Source organism: Curtobacterium sp. MCBA15_009 (assembly GCF_001864895.1).
GTDB lineage: Bacteria > Actinomycetota > Actinomycetes > Actinomycetales > Microbacteriaceae > Curtobacterium.
This window is the reverse complement of the sequence record NZ_MJGO01000012.1, coordinates 69,330-89,638: the sequence shown is the minus strand read 5'-3', so window position 1 is coordinate 89,638 and position 20,309 is coordinate 69,330. Positions and strand designations below refer to the sequence as shown.

The 20,309-nt window shown below is 71.5% G+C and carries 19 protein-coding genes; 17 read left to right on the top strand and 2 right to left on the bottom strand.

Features of this window, described 5'->3' with window-relative positions; all coding sequences use genetic code 11:
- Positions 1-130: 130 nt before the first annotated feature.
- The 8 genes from rpsD to aroB all read left to right on the top strand — a co-directional run bounded on the left by rpsD (position 131) and on the right by aroB (position 8,850).
- Positions 131-760, top strand: coding sequence for a 30S ribosomal protein S4 (gene rpsD, locus BIU97_RS04365; protein ID WP_071255814.1), 630 nt, complete (start codon positions 131-133; stop codon positions 758-760).
- Between the two features lie 123 nt (positions 761-883).
- Positions 884-1,066 carry a hypothetical protein gene (locus BIU97_RS04360; protein WP_071297135.1) on the top strand — a complete coding sequence of 61 codons (183 nt, stop codon included), beginning with the start codon at positions 884-886 and terminating at the stop codon, positions 1,064-1,066.
- Positions 1,067-1,128: 62 nt separating this feature from the next.
- Positions 1,129-3,786: an alanine--tRNA ligase gene (gene alaS, locus BIU97_RS04355; RefSeq protein ID WP_071297134.1), complete on the top strand. Its 2,658-nt coding sequence runs from the start codon at positions 1,129-1,131 to the stop codon at positions 3,784-3,786.
- Positions 3,787-3,794: 8 nt separating this feature from the next.
- The gene (gene ruvX / locus BIU97_RS04350; RefSeq protein ID WP_071256450.1) at positions 3,795-4,238 is read left to right on the top strand and encodes a Holliday junction resolvase RuvX; all 444 of its coding nucleotides are present in this window, start codon (positions 3,795-3,797) and stop codon (positions 4,236-4,238) included.
- Positions 4,239-4,329: 91 nt separating this feature from the next.
- Positions 4,330-5,838 carry an endolytic transglycosylase MltG gene (gene mltG, locus BIU97_RS17495; protein ID WP_175472405.1) on the top strand — a complete coding sequence of 503 codons (1,509 nt, stop codon included), beginning with the start codon at positions 4,330-4,332 and terminating at the stop codon, positions 5,836-5,838.
- A gap of 89 nt (positions 5,839-5,927) precedes the next feature.
- Positions 5,928-7,148, top strand: a complete 1,221-nt coding sequence (aroC, locus tag BIU97_RS04340; RefSeq protein ID WP_071255808.1) for a chorismate synthase — start codon at positions 5,928-5,930, stop codon at positions 7,146-7,148.
- Between the two features lie 71 nt (positions 7,149-7,219).
- The gene (locus tag BIU97_RS04335; RefSeq protein WP_071256435.1) at positions 7,220-7,756 is read left to right on the top strand and encodes a shikimate kinase; all 537 of its coding nucleotides are present in this window, start codon (positions 7,220-7,222) and stop codon (positions 7,754-7,756) included.
- On the top strand, positions 7,753-8,850 hold the full coding sequence (gene aroB / locus BIU97_RS04330; protein WP_175472116.1) for a 3-dehydroquinate synthase: 1,098 nt from the start codon (positions 7,753-7,755) through the stop codon (positions 8,848-8,850). The genes BIU97_RS04335 and aroB overlap by 4 nt, the downstream gene beginning before the upstream one ends.
- 13 nt (positions 8,851-8,863) lie before the next feature.
- On the opposite strand, the gene BIU97_RS04325 is transcribed toward aroB, so the two are convergent.
- Positions 8,864-9,043, bottom strand: a complete 180-nt coding sequence (locus BIU97_RS04325; protein WP_071255804.1) for a hypothetical protein — start codon at positions 9,041-9,043, stop codon at positions 8,864-8,866.
- Positions 9,043-9,357: a hypothetical protein gene (locus BIU97_RS04320; protein WP_071255801.1), complete on the bottom strand. Its 315-nt coding sequence runs from the start codon at positions 9,355-9,357 to the stop codon at positions 9,043-9,045. The genes BIU97_RS04325 and BIU97_RS04320 overlap by 1 nt, the downstream gene beginning before the upstream one ends.
- A 157-nt stretch (positions 9,358-9,514) precedes the next feature.
- Here BIU97_RS04320 and BIU97_RS04315 point away from each other — a divergent pair, with 157 nt between their 5' ends.
- From BIU97_RS04315 to carB, 9 genes are all read left to right on the top strand, one after another.
- Complete coding sequence (locus BIU97_RS04315) at positions 9,515-11,206, top strand: ABC1 kinase family protein (RefSeq protein ID WP_139195891.1); 1,692 nt, start codon at positions 9,515-9,517, stop codon at positions 11,204-11,206.
- 97 nt (positions 11,207-11,303) lie between these two features.
- Positions 11,304-11,867 (top strand): elongation factor P, encoded by a 564-nt coding sequence (gene efp, locus BIU97_RS04310; RefSeq protein ID WP_071255797.1) that lies wholly within the window; start codon positions 11,304-11,306, stop codon positions 11,865-11,867.
- 11 nt (positions 11,868-11,878) lie between these two features.
- Positions 11,879-12,331 (top strand): transcription antitermination factor NusB, encoded by a 453-nt coding sequence (nusB, locus tag BIU97_RS04305; protein ID WP_071255795.1) that lies wholly within the window; start codon positions 11,879-11,881, stop codon positions 12,329-12,331.
- 24 nt (positions 12,332-12,355) lie between these two features.
- Entirely contained in the window at positions 12,356-12,943 is a 588-nt protein-coding gene (gene pyrR, locus BIU97_RS04300; protein WP_071255790.1) for a bifunctional pyr operon transcriptional regulator/uracil phosphoribosyltransferase PyrR, read from the top strand.
- Positions 12,943-13,920, top strand: coding sequence for an aspartate carbamoyltransferase catalytic subunit (locus BIU97_RS04295; RefSeq protein WP_071255788.1), 978 nt, complete (start codon positions 12,943-12,945; stop codon positions 13,918-13,920). Before pyrR ends, BIU97_RS04295 begins: the two co-directional genes overlap by 1 nt.
- Positions 13,917-15,275: a dihydroorotase gene (locus BIU97_RS04290; protein WP_071297133.1), complete on the top strand. Its 1,359-nt coding sequence runs from the start codon at positions 13,917-13,919 to the stop codon at positions 15,273-15,275. Before BIU97_RS04295 ends, BIU97_RS04290 begins: the two co-directional genes overlap by 4 nt.
- 13 nt (positions 15,276-15,288) lie before the next feature.
- On the top strand, positions 15,289-15,834 hold the full coding sequence (locus tag BIU97_RS04285; protein WP_071255780.1) for a PH-like domain-containing protein: 546 nt from the start codon (positions 15,289-15,291) through the stop codon (positions 15,832-15,834).
- The gene (carA, locus tag BIU97_RS04280) at positions 15,831-17,030 is read left to right on the top strand and encodes a glutamine-hydrolyzing carbamoyl-phosphate synthase small subunit (RefSeq protein ID WP_071255778.1); all 1,200 of its coding nucleotides are present in this window, start codon (positions 15,831-15,833) and stop codon (positions 17,028-17,030) included. The genes BIU97_RS04285 and carA overlap by 4 nt, the downstream gene beginning before the upstream one ends.
- Positions 17,030-20,308: a carbamoyl-phosphate synthase large subunit gene (gene carB, locus BIU97_RS04275; RefSeq protein WP_071255776.1), complete on the top strand. Its 3,279-nt coding sequence runs from the start codon at positions 17,030-17,032 to the stop codon at positions 20,306-20,308. The genes carA and carB overlap by 1 nt, the downstream gene beginning before the upstream one ends.
- Position 20,309 lies beyond the last annotated feature (1 nt).

Here is a 20,309-nt window from a genome sequence, read left to right as displayed (position 1 = left end):
GGACTGTAGCCGTCCGATCCCACAGGCTCATCCCTCTGGATCCCGTCGTCGGGTTCGAGCGTGCACGGCCAGGCCGTGACCACTCGTGCGATGCCCGCGACCACCCAGTTCGAACAGAGAAAAGGACCCTGTGTCTACCAAGTCACGTACCCGCAGCAAGACCCGCCTCTCGCGCGCGCTCGGCATCCCGCTGACGCCGAAGGCGGCCCGTTACCTCGAGAAGCGCCCCTACGGCCCCGGCGAGCACGGTCGCACCCGTCGCCGCGCGGACAGCGACTACGCCGTCCGTCTCCGTGAGAAGCAGCGTCTGCGTGCCCAGTACGGCATCCGCGAGAAGCAGCTCCGCATCGTCTTCGAAGAGGCCCGCAAGACGAAGGGCCTGACCGGTGAGAACCTGGTCGAGCTCCTCGAGCAGCGCCTCGACGCCCTCGTGCTCCGTGCCGGCTTCGCCCGCACGACCGCGCAGGCCCGTCAGCTGATCGTGCACCGCCACATCCTGGTGGACGGAAAGCTCGTCGACCGCCCCTCCTTCCGCGTCAAGGAGGGCCAGCAGATCCACGTCAAGCAGCGCTCCGAGTCGCTCGAGCCCTTCCAGGTCGCCGCTGCCGGTGGTCACCAGGAGGTCCTGCCGAAGGTCCCGGGTTACCTCGAGGTCGAGATCGACAAGCTCCAGGCCCGCCTCGTGCGTCGCCCGAAGCGCGCCGAGGTCCCCGTGACCTGCGAAGTGCAGCTCGTCGTCGAGTACTACGCAGCTCGCTGATCTCCTGATCGCACCCGAACGGCGGGTCGTCCTCTCCAGGACGGCCCGCCGTTCGGCGTCCCGGGCCCGACGGCTAAGCTTGTCGCGGCATGCACCGCCGGGGTGCAGAGAGGGAGAGGCACCGTGAAGCAGCTGTTCTTCGTCGTCGTCGGCGTCGTCATCGGGGCCGCCGTCGCGACCCAGGTCACCCGGACCCCCGGTGGCGCACGGTTCCTCACCGAGGTCGACGCCCGGACGAAGGCCTTCACCGGCGCGGTCGCCGACGGCTACCGGTCACGCGAGGCCGAGCTCCGCACCGACGCCTGAGCCGACCGGCACCCGGCCGGCCCGTCGCTCCTCCCGCCCACGACCTGAACCCAGGAAGCACCATGCAGACCGCAGAGATCCGCCGCCGTTGGCTCCAGTACTTCGGTGACCGCGGCCACACCGTCGTCCCGTCCGCGTCCCTCGTCTCCGACGACCCGTCGCTCCTGTTCACGGTCGCCGGCATGGTGCCGTTCATCCCGTACCTGACCGGGCTCGTCCCCGCTCCGTACCCGCGTGCCACGAGCGTGCAGAAGTGCATCCGCACGAACGACATCGAAGAGGTCGGCAAGACCCCGCGGCACGGCACGTTCTTCCAGATGAACGGGAACTTCTCGTTCGGCGACTACTTCAAGGAGCAGGCGATCCAGTTCGCCTGGGAGTTCTTGACGAACGACGAGTCCGACGGCGGCCTCGGCTTCTCCGCCGACGACCTGTGGGTCACGGTGTACGAGGACGACGACGAGGCGATCGGGTTCTGGAAGCAGCACTCCTCGCTGCCCGACGAGCGCATCCAGCGGCTCGGCAAGGACACGAACTACTGGTCGACCGGGCAGCCCGGTCCGGCGGGCCCCTGCTCGGAGATCTTCTTCGACCGCGGCCCGGAGTACGGCGTCGACGGCGGTCCCGCCACCGACGACGACCGCTACGTCGAGATCTGGAACCTCGTGTTCATGCAGTATCAGATCGCCGACGTCCGCTCGAAGTACGACTTCGCGATCACCGGCGAGCTGCCGAACAAGAACATCGACACCGGCATGGGCCTCGAGCGCGTCGCGTTCATCAAGCAGGGCGTCGACAACATGTACGAGATCGACCAGGTCCGCCCGGTCCTCGACCGTGCCGCCGCGATCTCCGGCCGACGCTACGGCGCCGACCACGAGGACGACGTCCGGATGCGCGTGATCGCCGACCACGTCCGGTCCTCGCTCATGCTCATCGCGGACGGGGTCAGCCCGTCGAACGAGGGGCGCGGCTACATCCTGCGCCGCCTGCTCCGCCGGACCGTGCGCGCGATGCGCCTGCTCGGCGTCGAGACCGCGACGTTCCCCGAGCTGTTCCCGGCGTCGCGCGACGCGATGCGCGACGCGTACCCGGAGGTCGGCACGGACTACGACCGGATCGCCCGCATCGCCTACGCGGAGGAGGAGACCTTCCTCCGCACCCTCGCGCAGGGCACGACGATCCTCGACGTCGCGGTCGAGCGGGCGAAGCAGGACGGCGCGCCCTCGATCGGCGGCGACACCGCGTTCCTGCTGCACGACACCTTCGGGTTCCCGATCGACCTGACGATGGAGATGGCGGAGGAGGCCGGCGTCCACGTCGACCGCACCGCCTTCGAGACCCTCATGTCGGAGCAGCGCGCCCGCGCCAAGGCCGACGCCAAGAGCAAGAAGACCGCGATCGCCGACCTCAGCGTCTACAGCGCGTTCCGGGCGCAGGGCGAGACCGTGTTCCTCGGCTACGACGCGCTCGAGGCCGAGACGACCGTGCTCGGCATCATCGTCGGTGGCGTCAGCGTCGACCGAGCGGTCGCGGGCGACATCGCCGAGGTCGTCCTCGGCGAGACCTCGCTCTACGCCGAGTCCGGAGGCCAGGACGCCGACCAGGGCTCGATCGTCGGCAACGGCTTCGACCTCGAGGTCCTCGACGTACAGCGTCCCGTCGCCGGACTCTGGAGCCACACCGTGCAGGTCCGTTCCGGCGAGGTCGGCGTGGGCGACGCGGCGAGCACCGTCGTCGACGCCGAGTACCGCCGCGGCGCGACCCAGGCGCACTCCGCGACCCACCTGGTGAACGCGGCGCTCCGCGACATCCTCGGGCCGGAGGCGCTGCAGGCCGGCTCGTACAACAAGTCCGGCTACATGCGGCTCGACTTCTCGTGGTCGCAGCCGATCTCGCTCGCGACCCGCTCCGAGATCGAGGAGGTCGTGAACACCGCGATCCGCACCGACCTCGAGGTCACGACCCGCGTCATGCCGATCGACGAGGCCAAGGCACTCGGCGCGCAGGCGCTCTTCGGCGAGAAGTACGGCGCTGAGGTCCGCATGGTCGACATCGGCGGCCCGTGGTCCCGCGAGCTCTGCGGTGGCACGCACGTCGCGTCGAGCGCCCAGGTCGGCCTCGTCAACCTGGTGGGGGAGTCGAGCGTCGGCTCGACGAACCGACGCGTCGAGGCCCTCGTCGGGCTCGAGGGCTTCCGCGACCTCGCGGTGGAACGCACCATCGTGTCGCAGCTCTCGAGTGCGCTGAAGGCCCCCCGTGCCGACCTGCCCACCCGCGTGCAGTCGCTCATGGAGGACCTGCGGACCGCGCAGAAGAAGATCGCCGAGTACGAGTCGGCGAACCTGCAGCAGCGCGTCCCCTCCATCGCCCGCACCGCGACGACGATCGGCGCGACGACCGTGGTGGCCGAGACCGTCGACGGCCTGCAGTCCGGCGACGACCTGCGTTCGCTCGCCACCGGCGTCCGGTCGCAGCTCGGCGACGGTGCCGCCGTGGTCGTGCTCGGTGCGGTCGTCTCCGGCAAGCCGATCGTGATCGTCGCGACGAACGACGCCGCACGCTCCGCCGGGGTCCAGGCCGGTCCGCTCGCCAAGGAAGCCGCCGGCGTGCTCGGCGGTGGTGGCGGCGGCAAGCCGGACCTCGCGCAGGGCGGCGGGACCGACGCCGCCGCGCTCCCGGCCGCGCTGCGCGCCGTGACCGCGCGGCTCGCGGGCTGACCGTGACGATCCGGTCCGGGCGCCGTCTCGGCGTGGACGTCGGACGTGCCCGGATCGGCGTCGCCGTGTGCGATCGCGACGGTCTGCTGGCGACCCCGGTCGAGACCGTGCGTCGCGACGACGACACGGACCTCGGCCGCATCCTCGCGATCGCCGACGAGTACGACGTGCTCGAGGTGGTCGTCGGGCTGCCGCTGTCGATGTCCGGTGGCGACACCCCGTCGACCGCGGACGCCCGCGACTTCGCGGCGCGGATCGCTGCCCACCGACCGGTCCGGCTCGTCGACGAACGCCTGTCGACGGTGACCGCGCAGCGGGGTCTGCACCAGGCCGGCAAGAACACGAAGAAGTCCCGAGCCGTGATCGACCAAGCGGCCGCTGTTATCATTCTGCAACACGCGCTCGACCACGAGCGCCGTGCCGGTGCCCCTCCGGGCGCCACGCTTCCCTGACAGGGCTGTCCGTACCGTCACCCGGCTGTCCTGCCGTCACCCGTCGACGGCGGTACCCAGGTGGAGTTCCCGACCGAGAGACCGAGGACCGTTGACAGACGATCTGGACTGGAACGCGATCATCGCGCCCGGCGACGACCCCGATCGGCGGAGGACCCCCTCCGACCGTCCGCTGTCCCGACGCGAGGCCCGCGCTCTCGAGGCAGAACGTGCTCGCCGGTCCTCCGCCGAGGACACCGACCCGCGTGACGCCACCGTCCGCGGGGACGAGCCCGACAGCGTCGACGACCTGCGGCGCGACGACCGGCCGGTGTCCCCGGCCGATGCGCCGGTCGCCTCGCGACCGGAGGAACTCCACCCCGAGGTGCAGGCGCTCCTGACCGGCGAGGTCCCCTCGGCTGCGACGGTCGCCGGGGCCGGCGGCGGCGCGAACGACGGCGGCGACCGAACCGGGGGCGGTGGACACGGTGGCGACGGCGGTGACGGTCGTGGCGGACGCGGTCGGGCCTCCCGGCAGCCGCGGGGACCGCGACCGAAGCGCCGACGCGGGCCGCTCATCGCGGGCATCGTCATCGTCGCGATCGTGCTCGCCGGCGGGGTGAGCGCGTACGCGTTCGCCGCGCCGAAGGTGCAGCAGCTCGTCTCGGCGTTCAGCGGCTCGAAGGAGCCCGACGACTACACCGGGTCCGGCAAGGACAAGGTGACCATCACCATCAAGCAGGGCGACATCGGCGAGAACGTCGCCGCGACGCTGCAGCGCAGCGGCGTCGTCAAGGACTCGAAGGTCTTCTACAAGCTGCTGCTCGCGTCCCCGGACGTCCAGTTCCAACCCGGGTCGTACGCGATGAAGAAGCAGATGAGCTCCAAGTCGGCGCTGGCCGCGCTGCAGGACGACTCGAACCGCGTGCAGGCCTCGATCGTCATCCCCGAGGGCACGGCCCTGGCCGACATCGAGGCCGGCATGGTGTCGAAGGCAGGCCTGACGAAGACCGAGGTCGCCGCGGCCGCGAAGGACGTCTCGGCCTACGGGCTGCCGTCCGGCGTCACCACCCTCGAGGGCTGGCTGTTCCCCGCCACGTACCCGATCAACCCGGGCTGGTCGGCGCAGCAGTACTTCCAGGCGATGGTCGACACGATGCAGGAGCACCTGGCTGCCGCCGGTGTGCGGAAGGCCGACCAGGAGCACACGATCGTGTTCGCGTCGCTCGTGCAGAAGGAAGCCGGCCTCGCAGCCGACTACCCGAAGGTCGCCCGGGTGTTCCAGAACCGGCTCGACATCGACATGCCGCTGCAGTCCGACGCGACCGTCGCCTACGGCACGGGCAACACGCACCGCGTGACGACGACGGACGCCGAGCGCGACGACGCGTCGAACCCGTACAACACGTACGAGCACAGCGGGCTGCCGCCGGCACCGATCTCGAACCCCGGTGACGTGGCGATCAAGGCCGTCACGAACATGGCACAGGGCAAGTGGCTGTACTTCGTCACGGTGGACCTGGAGACCGGCGAGACGGTGTTCTCGGACACCTACGACCAACACCTCGTCGCCGTCGACCAGTTCCAGGCCTGGCTCCGCGCCCACCCCGACTACCAGTGACGCACGAGACCCCGCAGCACGGTGCTGCGGGGTCTCGCTGAGCGGTGCTGCGGGGTCTCGCCGTGCGGGGCTGTGGGAGGATGGTGTCCATGCTTCGTTGGTTGACCGCAGGTGAGTCCCACGGACCCGAACTGATCGCGATGCTCGAGGGCCTGCCCGCGGGTGTCCCGGTGTCGTTCGCGTCCATCCGCGCCGATCTCGCACGACGCAAGCTCGGCTACGGCCGCGGCTCGCGCATGAAGTTCGAGCAGGACGAACTGCACGTCTCCGGCGGTGTCCGCCACGGGTACTCGATCGGCAGCCCGATCGCGATCCGCATCGGCAACACCGAGTGGCCGAAGTGGGTCGAGGTCATGAACCCCGAGCCGGTCGAGTCGACCGAGATGTCCCGCGGCCGCAGCGCGCCCCTGACCCGTCCGCGGCCCGGGCACGCCGACCTGGTGGGCATGCAGAAGTACCGCTTCGACGAGGCCCGCCCGATCCTCGAGCGCGCGAGCGCCCGCGAGACCGCGGCCCGGGTCGCGCTCGGCGCCGTCGCGAAGGCGTTCCTGGCCGAGCTCGGCATGCGGTCCGTCGCGCACACGCTGCAGGTCGGGACAGTCCGCGTGCCGGACGGCACCGAGCTGCCGCTCCCCGACGACGTCGACCGCCTCGACGACGACCAGCTGCGGTGCTTCGACGCGGAGACCTCCGCCCGCATGGTGACCGAGGTCGAGGCCGCGAAGAAGGACGGCGACACCCTCGGCGGTGTCGTCGAGGTCCTGTTCTACGGCGTCCCGCCGGGACTCGGCTCGCACGTGCAGTGGGACCGCCGGCTCGACGCGCGCCTCGCCGCCGCGATCATGGGCATCCAGGCCATCAAGGGCGTCGAGGTCGGCGACGGCTTCGCGACCGCCGGCCGCCGCGGATCGGCCGCGCACGACGAGCTGTACCGCGAGGACGGCGAGATCCACCGCACGACCGACCGCGCCGGCGGCACCGAGGGCGGCATGTCCACGGGGACCGTGCTGCGCGTCCGCGCGGGCATGAAGCCGATCGCCACGGTGCCGCACGCACTGCACACCATCGACGTCGCCTCCGGCGAGGAGGCCTCCGCGCACCACCAGCGGTCCGACGTCTGCGCCGTCCCGGCCGCCGGCGTCGTCGCCGAGGCCATGGTCGCGCTCGTGCTCGCCGACGCCGTGCTCGAGAAGTTCGGCGGCGACAACGTCGTCGAGACGAAGCGCAACCTCGACGCGTACCTCGCCTCGATCCCGGAGACGCTGCGCACCCGTCGGACGGAGCCGGCGGCACCGGCCGACGCCCAGTGACCACGGACGGCGCCGCGCCCGGCACGGGTGCCGCTGCCGGCGGCGGTGCACCCGTCGTCGTCATCGGTCCGATGGGGGCCGGCAAGTCCAGCGTCGGCAAGCGCGTCGCGAAGGCGCTCGGCGTGCCGTTCACCGACACCGACCGCGTGATCGTCCGCGAGCACGGCCCGATCCCGGGCATCTTCGCGGAGCAGGGCGAGCCGGCGTTCCGTGCCCTCGAGGCCGAGGCCGTCCGGGTCGCGCTCCGCACCGGCGGCGTCATCGCCGTCGGCGGGGGAGCCGTCACCCACGCGGACACCCGCTCAGCACTCGTCGGCGCGCGCATCGTCCTGCTCACCGTCTCACCCGAGGCCGTCGCCGACCGCATCGCCGGCTCCGACCGACCGCTCCTGGCGTCCGGCGGGATCGACGCCTGGCAGACGATCATGGACGAACGCGCCGCGACGTACGCCGAGCTCGCGCACGTGGTCGTCGACACCTCGCGGCGTCCGATGTCCCGCGTCGTCGACGAGGTCGTCGCCTGGTTGCGCGGCGACGGACGCCGGGACGACCGCGGCAGCGCCGCCTCCGGCGTGAGCGCCGACCCCACCACCGAAGGAGCACCGTGACCGACCCGATCCTGCCCGCAGGGACCACCGAGATCCGCGTCGGCGGTGCGGACGGCTACACCGTGGCCGTCGGTGCCGGCCTGCTCGGCGCGCTGCCCGCGATCCTGGGACCCCGGGTCGCGAAGGTCCTCATCGTCCACGCACCGACGCTCGGCGCACGGGCGAACGAGCTGCGTGAGCTCCTGGTCGGTGCCGGGCTCGACGCGCTCATCGCCGAGGTGCCGGACGCCGAAGGCGCCAAGCGCGTCGAGGTCGCCGCCTTCTGCTGGCAGATCATGGGCCAGTCCGACTTCACCCGCACCGACGCCGTCATCGGGCTCGGCGGCGGCGCGGTCACCGACCTCGCGGGGTTCGTCGCGGCCACATGGTTGCGCGGCGTGCCGTACGTGGGGGTCCCGACGAGCGTGCTCGGCATGGTCGACGCGAGCGTCGGCGGCAAGACCGGGATCAACACGAACGAGGGCAAGAACCTCGTCGGGGCGTTCTCGGCACCGCGTGCCGTGGTCGTCGACCTCGACCTCGTCCGGACGCTGCCCCGCAACGAGATCCTGACGGGCTTCGCCGAGATCGTGAAGGCCGGCTTCATCGCCGTCCCGGAGATCCTGGACATCGTCGAGGCCGACGTCGCTCGGGTGACGGACCCGACCACACCCGAGTTCCGGCGGGTCGTCGAGCTGGCCATCGCCCTGAAGGCCGAGGTCGTGACCGACGACTTCACCGAGCAGGGGCGCCGCGAGGTCCTGAACTACGGCCACACCCTCGGGCACGCGATCGAGCACGCCGAGCGCTACCAGTGGCGCCACGGTGCGGCGGTCTCGGTCGGCATGGTCTTCGCTGCGGAACTCGCCCGCCTGACCGGGCACCTGGACGACGCGACCGTCGACCGCCACCGGACGATCCTCGAGTCGCTCGAACTGCCGACGACCTACGGCCTCGGCCGGTGGGAGGGGCTGCTCGCGACGATGCGTCGGGACAAGAAGGCTCGCGCCGGCATGCTGCGCTTCATCATCCTGGACGGCGTCGGGAAGCCGACAACCCTCGAGGGCCCCGAGGACCACCTGCTCTTCACCGCCTACCAGGAGGTCGGGGTCTAGCCGGTCGGACGGCTCAGCGCAGGACGCGGCGGGTGCGGCGCCACCACCACTTCACGCGCATCGAGACGGTCACCACGCCGGTGCGTCGTGCTTCGCGCCATTCGTCGAGGGTGGCACCGTTGTCCCACGCGAAGAGGACCTCGTCGTCGTCGTCGAGGTCGGGTGCATCCGGGAGGGGGCGCAAGATCGACATCACCGTGGTCCTTCCTGCTGCGTCTGGTCGTCGGAGTCCGGCCGGTCGGACATCGCTCGTCTCCGGAGTGCTCGGCCGGCGAGCCGACGGTCTTGCTTCGACCACCACGCTACGGACTCCAGCTCGCGGAGCACAGCTGTCGAGATGTTGTGTGTTCTCCGGTCGTGGTGCGGCGAGACCGCCCACGTGAAGCGACGCCACGCGTGGTCACGATCGGCCGTCCGACGGTTCTGGAACGCCCCGAACCAACTGACGATCGCAGCGACGATCGCCGCTCCGGCGGCGATGCACGCCGCGACCAGTGCTGTCTCCATGCGCCGAGTCTGACCCGGCCGACGCGACCCGGGGGCGCGCGGTGCCCGACCTGTGGAGAGCCGGCCCGTGCCTCCGGTCTGTGGAGGACGGAGCGACCGGCGTCACCCGCACGGCGCGGAAAGCTCCGCCACAGCCCCGGGGAGCAGAGTGGCAGGCGTGCCCACCCCACCCCGTCTGAGCGACCTCTCCGCACCGCGCGACACCGACTCCGGCACGCTGCGCGCCCGTGGCCGTCGCTTCACCGAACTGCTCGCGATCGCCCGGCGGCACCACCTGCTGCCCTTCCGCCGGCTCGACTTCTCGCACGACCCCGCGACGTCCGCGCTGCGTGCGGGCCAGGCCGAGCACCTGCGCCGGGCGCTCGAGGAGGCCGGTGGAGGGTTCGTGAAGATGGGGCAGCTGCTGTCGACCCGCGACGACCTGCTGCCGGAGGAGTGGACCGAGGGGCTCGCGCACCTGCAGCGCAACGTCACGGCGGCCCCCGTCGACGAGGTGCGCGCGCTGCTCGAGCGGGAACTGGGCGCCCCGGTCGACCAGGTCTTCGCGGCCTTCGACCCGGTGCCGGTCGCCGCCGCGTCGATCGCCCAGGTGCACCGGGCCCGGTTGCAGGACGGCACCGCGGTCGCGGTCAAGGTCCAGCGACCCGGCATCGACGCCGCGGTGCGGCGGGACGTCGACATCGCCCTTCGGGTGGTCCGGTTCATGGCCCGGTGGTCGTCCGAGGCGCGGCAGGTCGGCGTGCAGGAGGTCGCGCAGCAGTACGCCGACGACCTCGTCCGGCAGGTCGACTTCGTGTCGGAGCTGCGGAACCTCACCGCGCTCCGCGCAGCCCAGGCCCGCAGCGCCCGCCCCGACGAGGTCCGGTTCCCGGACCCGTACCCCGACCTGTCCGGCCGACGCGTGCTCGTCATGGAGTTCCTGGAGGGCGACACGCTCAGCGCGATCCGCGCCGAGCGCGCGGACCGCGACCTCGACGCGCCGATGCGCGCGATCCTCCGCGCCTTCCTCCGGCAGGTCGTCTTCGACGGCGTCTACCACGCCGACCTGCACCCGGGGAACGTCCTGGTGCTGCCCGACGGGCGGCCCGCGTTGATCGACTTCGGCTCGGTCGGGAGGCTCGACCCCGGTCTCCGGGACACGGTGCAGGACCTGTTGGTCGCCTACCTGCAGGACGACACGACGCGGATCGCCGACGCGGTCCTGCGGATGGCGCCGGTGCGCGACGCGCACGACGAGCCCGACTTCCGACGCGACATCGCACGCTTCGTGGCCGACGAGCTCGGCCCCGGCGCGCGGATCGGCGTCGAGACGGTCGACGACGCGGTCGAGGTGTTCGGGCGCTACCGGCTGAAGGCCCCGGCGGACTTCGTCGCGGCGGCCCGCGCACTGGCGATCTTCGAGGGGACGCTCCGCACGCTCGCACCGTCGTTCGACCTGCTCGAGGAGTCGCGGGGGCTCGCCCGCCAGCAGTTCACCGATCAACTGCGTCCGGGGAAGCTGCGCGACCTCGCGGCGAAGGAGCTCATCGGCGTCGTGTCGGCGGCACGTCGGCTGCCGCGCCGCATCGACCGCATCGGCGAGGCGATCGAGACCGGGAAGTTCACCGTGAACATCCGGCTGTTCGCCGACAGCCGCGACCGCGAGACGGTGAGCGGGCTGATCCGGCGCGTCCTGCTCGTGCTGCTCGGGGCGGGAGCGGGCATCCTGGCGATCGTGTACCTGGCGCTCCCGGCCCGCCCGACCGCCGCCCTGTCGACCGGGGCGGCCGGTGCGTTGCTCGGGGGAGCGGCCGTCGTGCTGCTCGGCTGGGCGGCGGTCGACTCGTGGCGCGCCCGACGACGACGCTGACGACGCCACGGGCGGCGGGCGGGCGTCCGGTACACTCGTCCGGGGCCCAGCGCCCGAAGACCTTCCACAACACGATCGAACGGGACACCGAAGACTCATGGCCAGTACCACTGACATCAAGAACGGCGCCGTTCTCATCATCGACGGCCAGCTGTGGTCGGTCGTGGAGTTCCAGCACGTCAAGCCCGGCAAGGGCGGCGCGTTCGTCCGCACGAAGCTCAAGAACGTCGTCTCCGGCAAGGTCGTCGACCGCACGTTCAACGCCGGCGCGAAGATCGACACCGCGACCGTGGACCGCCGCGACTACCAGTTCCTCTACGAGGACGGCGACTCCTACGTGTTCATGGACACCGACACCTACGACCAGATCCCGGTCTCGGCGACGGTCGTCGGCGACGCGAAGAACTACCTGCTCGAGTCCGCGATGGTCACCATCGCGATGAACGAGGGCAACCCGCTGTACGTCGAGCTCCCGACGTCGATCACGACCGAGGTCGAGACCGAGCCGGGCCTGCAGGGCGACCGCTCCTCCGGTGGCACGAAGGACGCGACCATCATCGCGACCGGTCACCGCATCCAGGTGCCGCTGTACCTGGAGTCCGGCACCACGGTGAAGATCGACACGCGCGACGGCAGCTTCCTCGGCCGCGTCAACTCCTAGGCGCCGACCACATGAGTGCTCGTTCGAAGGCCCGCAAGCGCGCCCTCGACATGCTCTACGTGGCCGAGGTGCGTGAGCTGCCCATCGCGGACGTCCTCGCCACGGAGACCGTCCGCCACCTTGACCAGCCCGAGCGCGCCTCGAGCTGGGACTACGCGCGCCAGATCGTGACGGGCGTCGACGAGGCCCGTCACGAGATCGACGCCGTCATCGTCGACCACGCCCAGGGCTGGTCGATCGCGCGCATGCCGGTGCTCGACCGCTGCATCCTGCGCATGGGCGTCTGGGAGCTCCGGTTCAACCCGGAGGTGCCCGACGCCGTCGCGATCGCCGAGGCGGTCGAACTCGCGCAGTCGCTGTCGACGGACGACTCCGCCGGGTTCGTCAACGGCGTGCTCGGAGCTGTCTCCGGCGGTCGTGCACCGTCCGGTCGGACGGTCGCAGGGGACGCCGGGTCCCGCTAGGGTTGACCACGTCAGCATCCTTTAATGCCGTCCTGTGAGGCGGGGAAGGGGGTCGACGTGGGTACCAGAACGGTCCTGCAGCAACCCGACATCACGCGTGCCCTGACACGCATCGCACACGAGATCCTCGAGGCCAACCACGGTGCCTCGGACCTCGTGCTCCTCGGCATCCCGACCCGGGGTGCGGTCCTCGCCGACCGTCTGGCGTCGGTCCTGGCCGACATCGAGCCCGAGTGGGCGGCGGAGCGCGACCAGCGCCTCGGCACCCTCGACGTCACGATGCACCGGGACGACCTCGGCCACGGCATCGGCCGCGCGCCGCACCGGACCACCATCCCGACGAGCGGGATCGACGGCAAGGTCGTCGTGCTCGTCGACGACGTGCTCTACTCCGGCCGCACGGTGCGTGCCGCGCTCGACGCCCTGCAGGGCATCGGCCGGCCGCGCGCCGTCCGGCTCGCCGTGCTCGTCGACCGCGGGCACCGCGAGCTGCCGATCCGCGCCGACCACGTCGGCAAGAACCTGCCGACCGCGTCCGACGAGCGCGTCACGCTCCGCCTGACCGAGACCGACGGCGCCGACGAGGTCGTCATCGAGCAGGGGGCGGCGTGATGCGACACCTGCTCTCCACCGCGGACCTGAGCCGCGACCAGGCCGTGCACATCCTCGACGTCGCCGAGGAGATGGCGGAGGTCAACCAGCGCGAGGTCCGGAAGCTCCCCGCGCTCCGCGGCAAGACCGTCGTCAACCTGTTCTTCGAGGACTCGACGCGCACCCGGATCTCCTTCGAGGCCGCCGCGAAGCGCCTCTCCGCCGACGTCATCAACTTCGCCGCGAAGGGGTCGAGCGTCTCGAAGGGCGAGTCGCTCAAGGACACCGTGCAGACCCTCGGCGCGATGGGCATCGACGGCATCGTCATGCGGCACGGCGCGTCCGGTGCCCCGCGGGTGCTCGCCGACGCCGACTGGATCGACGTGCCGGTGGTGAACGCCGGCGACGGCACGCACGAGCACCCGACGCAGGCGCTGCTCGACGCGTTCACGATGCGGCGCCGCCTGCACGGGGACGCGAGCCGGGGCCAGGGGCTCGACGGGGTCCGCGTCGCGATCGTCGGCGACGTCCTGCACAGCCGCGTGGCCAGGAGCAACGCCTGGCTCCTCCGCACGCTCGGCGCCGAGGTCACCTTCGTCGCCCCGCCGACGCTGCTGCCCGCGGTGGAGCGTCCGTTCGGTGCCGCCGTGCACCACGACCTCGACGCCGCCCTCGCCGAGGACCCGGACGTCGTGATGACCCTCCGGATCCAGCAGGAGCGCATGCACGACGCCTTCTTCCCGAACGAGCGCGAGTACACCCGGCACTTCGGCCTGACCGCCGCACGCGCCGCCCGGCTGTCCGAGCGCACGCTGATCATGCACCCCGGTCCGATGAACCGCGGGCTCGAGATCGCCGGCGTCGCCGCCGACGACCCCCGCTCGACCGTGGTCGAACAGGTCGCGAACGGCGTGAGCGTGCGGATGGCCGTGCTCTACCTCGCGCTCACCGGTTCCGACACCACGAACGCCGCACCCTCGAAGGAGACCACCGCATGACCGCCCACCTCATCCGCGGCGCGCAGCTGGTCGACGGCACGCGTGCCGACATCCGACTGCAGGGAGCACGCATCACCGCGGTCGGGTCCGGGCTCGACGCGTCCGGCGCCACCGTCGTGGACGCCGACGGACTCGTCGCCCTGCCCGGTCTCGTCGACCTGCACACCCACCTGCGCGAGCCCGGGCACGAGGAGTCCGAGACGGTCCTCACCGGCTCGCGCGCCGCGGCCGCTGGTGGCTTCACCGCCGTGAACGCGATGGCGAACTCGAACCCCGTGGCGGACACCGCCGGTGTGGTGGAGCAGGTGCAGGCCCTCGGGGACGACGCCGGCTACGTCACCGTCCGACCGATCGGTGCCGTCTCGCAGGGGCTGCAGGGCACGCACCTGTCCGAGATCGGGGCGATGGCGACGAGCCGGGCCAGGGTCCGGGTCTTCTCGGACGACGGCTCCTGCGTGGCCGACCCGCTGCTCATGCGCCGTGCGCTCGAGTACATCAAGGGCTTCGGCGGCGTCCTCGCGCAGCACGCGCAGGAACCGCGGCTGACCATCGGCGCGCAGATGAACGAGGGTCGGCTGTCGTCGGAGCTCGGCCTCGCCGGCTGGCCCGCCGTCGCGGAGGAGGCGATCATCGCCCGCGACGTCCTGCTCGCCGACCACGTCGGTGCCCGCCTGCACGTCTGCCACGTCTCCACCGCCGGCAGCGTCGAGGTGATCCGCTGGGCGAAGTCCCGCGGCATCGCCGTCACGGCCGAGGTCACGCCGCACCACCTGGTGCTCACCGAGGACCTCATCGCCGGGCACGACGGCGCCGCCGGGTACGACGCCCGCTACAAGGTGAACCCGCCGCTGCGGTCGCGCGAGGACGTCGATGCGCTCCGGGCCGCCCTGGCCGACGGCACCATCGACATCGTCGCGACCGACCACGCGCCGCACACCGCCGAGGCGAAGTGCTGCGAGTGGCCCGCGACGGCGAACGGCATGGTCGGGCTCGAGTCGGCGCTCAGCGTCGTGCAGGCCGCCGTGGTCGACAGCGGGCAGCTCGACTGGGCCGACGTCGCCCGGGTGCTGTCCGAGGCACCGGCGCGGATCGGGCAGGTCGAGGGCCACGGGCAGCGGATCGCCGAGGGCGCGCCGGCCGAGCTCACGCTCTACGACCCGTCGGCGGTCCGCGACTTCTCGGTCGACGACCTCGCCGGCCAGTCCCGGAACTCCCCGTACCTGGGCATGCGGCTGCCGGGTCGCGTCGTCGCGACGTTCCACCACGGTGCGGCCACCGTGCTCGACGGCGCACTCGTCGACGCCGAGACGGTCGCCGCGCACGCCAGGGCCGTCCGGGCGGAGGCGCGCGCATGAGCGAGGTGTCCGCATGAGCGCCGACGCCCTGCGCTGGCTCGTCGGCGGGATCGTCCTCGTCCTCGTCGCCGCACTGTTCGTCGCCATGGCGCGCACCTGGCGGACGCGGGCGAGGAAGCAGACGGAGGCCGTGCCTCCCGTCCCGGTGCCGACCGACGTCGGACCGGCGGCCGGGTCGTGGGACGGCTTCACCGTCGCGACGACCCGCGCCGACCAGCCGCTCGAGCGGATGACGGCCGGCGGGCTCGGGTTCCGCGGCCGCGGCGGGGTCACCGTCCACGACACCGGTGTGGTGCTCCACCACGCCGGCACCCCGGATCGGTGGATCGCGGCGGCGGCGGTCCGCGGTGCGGACCGCGCGACGTGGGCGATCGACCGCGTGGTCGAGCCCGGGGGACTGGTCCGTCTGCGATGGACGGCGACCGGCGCCGCGGGCGCGTCGGACCTCGACACCTACTTCCGGTTCCCGGAGGGCGACGCAGCAGCGCTCGTCGCCATGCAGGGACTGTCGACGAAGCACGAACCCCCGCAGACCGCGGGCGAAGGGACTAACTCATGACACGCGAACGGGCCGTACTGGTCCTCGAAGACGGCACCCGGTACGACGGCTGGGCCTACGGCGCCCGTGGGCGCACGCTCGGCGAGGTGGTCTTCGCGACCGGCATGACCGGGTACCAGGAGACGCTGACCGACCCCTCCTACGCCGGGCAGATCGTGGTGCAGACCGCACCGCACATCGGCAACACCGGGGTGAACGACGAGGACCCCGAGTCCCGTCGCATCTGGGTCGCCGGGTACGTGGTGCGCGACCCCAGCCGCGTGGTGTCGAACCACCGCGCGAACGCCACGCTCGACGACCACCTGGTGCGCGACGGCATCGTCGGCATCTCCGGCATCGACACCCGTGCCCTCACCCGGCGCATCCGCGACGCCGGCGCCATGAAGGGCGGCGTGTTCAGCGGTGCGGACGCGGCACTGCCGGCCTCCGAGCAGGAGCAGCTCGTGCGTGACCAGGCCGGCATGGCCGGGGCGAGCTTCTCGTCGGTCGTGTCGACCCCCGAGACCTACGTCGTCCCGGCCGTCGGCGAGCAGATCGGCACCCTGGCCGTGCTCGACCTCGGCGTGAAGGCCTCGACCACCCGGTACCTCGCCGCCCGCGGCTTCGAGGTGCACGTGGTGCCGCAGGACATCTCCGCCGAGTCGCTGGAGGCCCTGGCGCCGGACGCCCTGTTCTACTCGAACGGCCCCGGCGACCCCGCCGCGAGCGACGCGCAGGTGGAGCTGCTGCAGGAGTCGCTGCGGAGCGGCCGTCCGTTCTTCGGCATCTGCTTCGGCAACCAGCTGCTCGGCCGTGCCCTCGGCTTCGGCACGTACAAGCTGCCCTTCGGCCACCGCGGCATCAACCAGCCGGTGCTCGACACCACGACGGGCAAGGTCGAGATCACGAGCCAGAACCACGGCTTCGCGGTGGACGCGCCCCTCGGCGAGGTCCTCGAGTCGCCGGCCGGTTTCGGCCGCGTCGAGGTCTCGCACTACTCGCTCAACGACAACGTCGTCGAGGGCCTCCGCGCGCTCGACGTGCCAGCGTTCAGCGTGCAGTACCACCCCGAGGCCGCCGCCGGACCGCACGACAGCATGTACCTCTTCGACCGGTTCGCGGACATGGTGCGCGAGCGTCGCGACGGGCAGCCGCTCGACCCGGCCACCGCCACCGCGACCACCCCTGCAGCAGACGTCACGAAGGAAGCCAACTGATGCCGAAGCGCGCAGACATCAACTCCGTCCTGGTCATCGGTTCCGGCCCGATCGTCATCGGGCAGGCCGCCGAGTTCGACTACTCCGGCACCCAGGCCTGCCGTGTCCTCCGGGCCGAGGGCGTCCGGGTCATCCTGGTCAACCCGAACCCGGCGACGATCATGACCGACCCCGACTTCGCGGACGCGACGTACATCGAGCCGATCACGAACGCGTCGCTCGAGGAGATCATCCGCATCGAGAAGCCGGACGCCGTCCTGCCGACCCTCGGCGGGCAGACCGCCCTGAACGCGGCCATCGCGCTCGACGAGGCCGGCATCCTGGCCAAGCACGGCGTCGAGCTCATCGGCGCCAAGGTCGAGGCGATCCAGCGCGGCGAGGACCGCCAGCTCTTCAAGGAGCTCGTGCTCGAGTCCGGCGCCGACGTCGCCCGCAGCCACATCGCGCACACGCTGGAAGAAGCGAAGGAGTTCGCGGAGGACCTCGGGTACCCGCTGGTCGTCCGCCCGTCCTTCACCATGGGCGGCCTCGGCTCGGGCTTCGCCTACAACGAGGAAGAACTCGTCCGCTTCGTCGGCGACGGGCTGCAGTCCAGCCCGACGACCGAGGTCCTGCTCGAGGAGTCCATCCTCGGCTGGAAGGAGTACGAGCTCGAGCTGATGCGCGACAACTACGACAACACCGTCGTCATCTGCTCCATCGAGAACGTCGACCCGGTCGGCGTGCACACCGGTGACTCGATCACGGTCGCCCCCGCGCTGACCCTGACCGACCGCGAGTACCAGAACATGCGGAACATCGGCATCGACATCATCCGTCGCGTCGGCGTCGACACCGGTGGCTGCAACATCCAGTTCGCCGTCGACCCGTCGAACGGCCGCGTCATCGTCATCGAGATGAACCCCCGCGTGTCCCGCTCGTCGGCCCTCGCGTCGAAGGCCACGGGCTTCCCGATCGCGAAGATCGCCGCGAAGCTCGCCATCGGCTACCGCCTGGACGAGATCGAGAACGACATCACCCGCGTCACCCCGGCGAGCTTCGAGCCGACGCTCGACTACGTGGTCGTGAAGACCCCGCGGTTCGCGTTCGAGAAGTTCCCGGCCGCCGACGCCACGCTGACCACGACGATGAAGAGCGTCGGCGAGGCGATGGCCATCGGCCGGAACTACGCCACCGCACTGCAGAAGTCGCTGCGCTCGCTCGAGAAGCGCGGGTCGAGCTTCCACTGGGACACCCCGGCGGCGGAGCTCGACAAGGACGCCCTGCTGACGAAGGCCCAGGTGCCGACCGACGGCCGCATCGTCACGGTGCAGCAGGCCCTGGTGGCGGGTGCCACCGCGGACGAGGTCTTCGAGGCCACGAAGATCGATCCCTGGTTCATCGACCAGATCGTGCTCATCAACGAGGTCGCCGACGAGATCCGTGCCGCCGAGACCCTCGACGCGGACACCCTGCGCTGGGCGAAGGAGCACGGCTTCAGCGACGTCCAGATCGCGTCGCTGCGCGGCTCGACGGAGGCCGAGGTCCGGGCGACCCGACACGAACAGGGCATCCGGCCCGTCTTCAAGACCGTCGACACCTGCGCCGGCGAGTTCCCGGCCCTGACGCCGTACCACTACTCGTCGTACGACACCGAGACCGAGGTCGCCCCGAGCGACCGCAAGAAGGTCGTCATCCTCGGCTCCGGCCCGAACCGCATCGGGCAGGGCGTCGAGTTCGACTACTCGTGCGTGCACGCGTCGTTCGCGCTGAGCGCCGCCGGGTTCGAGACGATCATGATCAACTGCAACCCCGAGACCGTGTCGACCGACTACGACACCTCGGACCGCCTGTACTTCGAGCCGCTGACCGCCGAGGACGTCCTCGAGGTCATCGAGGCCGAGGCGGCGTCCGGCGAGCTCGTGGGCGTGGTCGTGCAGCTCGGCGGCCAGACCGCGCTGGGCCTGGCGAAGCCGCTCGAGGCCGCGGGCATCCCGATCCTCGGCACCAGCCCGAGCGCCATCGACTCGGCCGAGGAGCGCGGACAGTTCTCCGCCATCCTCGACGCGGCCGGTCTGCTCGCCCCGCGGAACGGCACGGCCCACGACCTGGCGAGCGCGACCACGGTGGCCGAGGAGATCGGCTACCCCGTCCTCGTCCGCCCGTCGTTCGTGCTCGGCGGCCGCGGCATGGAGATCCTGTACGACACGGCCTCGCTCGCGGACTACTTCGACCGGATGGCCGACCAGGCGATCATCGGCCCGGAGCTCCCGCTGCTGGTCGACCGGTTCCTCGACGACGCCGTGGAGATCGACGTCGACGCGCTCTTCGACGGTGAGCGGCTCTACATCGGCGGCATCATGGAGCACCTCGAAGAGGCCGGCATCCACTCCGGCGACTCGGCCTGCACCCTGCCCCCGGTCGGCCTCGGCCGCGCGGAGATCCAGGGCGTCGTCGACGCGACCGAGAAGATCGCCCGCGGCATCGGCGTGCAGGGCCTGCTCAACGTCCAGTTCGCCATCGGCGCCGGCGTGCTCTACGTCCTCGAGGCGAACCCGCGCGCCAGCCGCACGGTGCCCTTCGTCTCGAAGGCGCTCGGCATCCCGCTGGCGAAGGCCGCGTCCCGCATCATGACCGGCTCCACGGTCGCCGAGCTCGTCGCCGAGGGCATGCTGCCCGAGCGCGACGGCGCCTTCGTGCCCGCCCAGTCGCCGGTCGCCGTGAAGGAGGCCGTGCTGCCCTTCCGTCGCTTCCGCACCCGCGAGGGACAGGTCGTCGACTCGGTGCTCAGCCCCGAGATGCGCTCCACCGGTGAGGTCATGGGCATCGACCGCGACTTCCCGCGGGCGTTCCTCAAGTCGCAGGACGCCGCGTACGGCGGCCTGCCGACCAGCGGCACGGTCTTCGTGAGCGTCGCCGACACCGACAAGCGCGCGATCGTGCTGCCGGTGCACCGCCTGCAGCAGCTCGGCTTCACGATCATCGCGACCGAGGGCACGGCGGAGATCCTCCGCCGCAACGGCATCGAGGTCGGGATCGTCGGCAAGTACAGCCAGGGCGGCGAGAGCGTCGTCGACCTGCTCGCCACGGGTGAGGTCGACATCGTCATCAACACGCCGTCGGGTGCCGCCGGTCGTGCGGACGGGTACGAGATCCGTGCGGCCACGGTCGCGGCGGACAAGCCGCTGTTCACGACGATCGCGCAGATCGGTGCGGCCGTCGCGGCGATCGAGACGATCGGCTCGCCGCTCAACGTCCGCAGCCTGCAGGACTACGCGCTCGAGCGCGCGACCTGGTGAG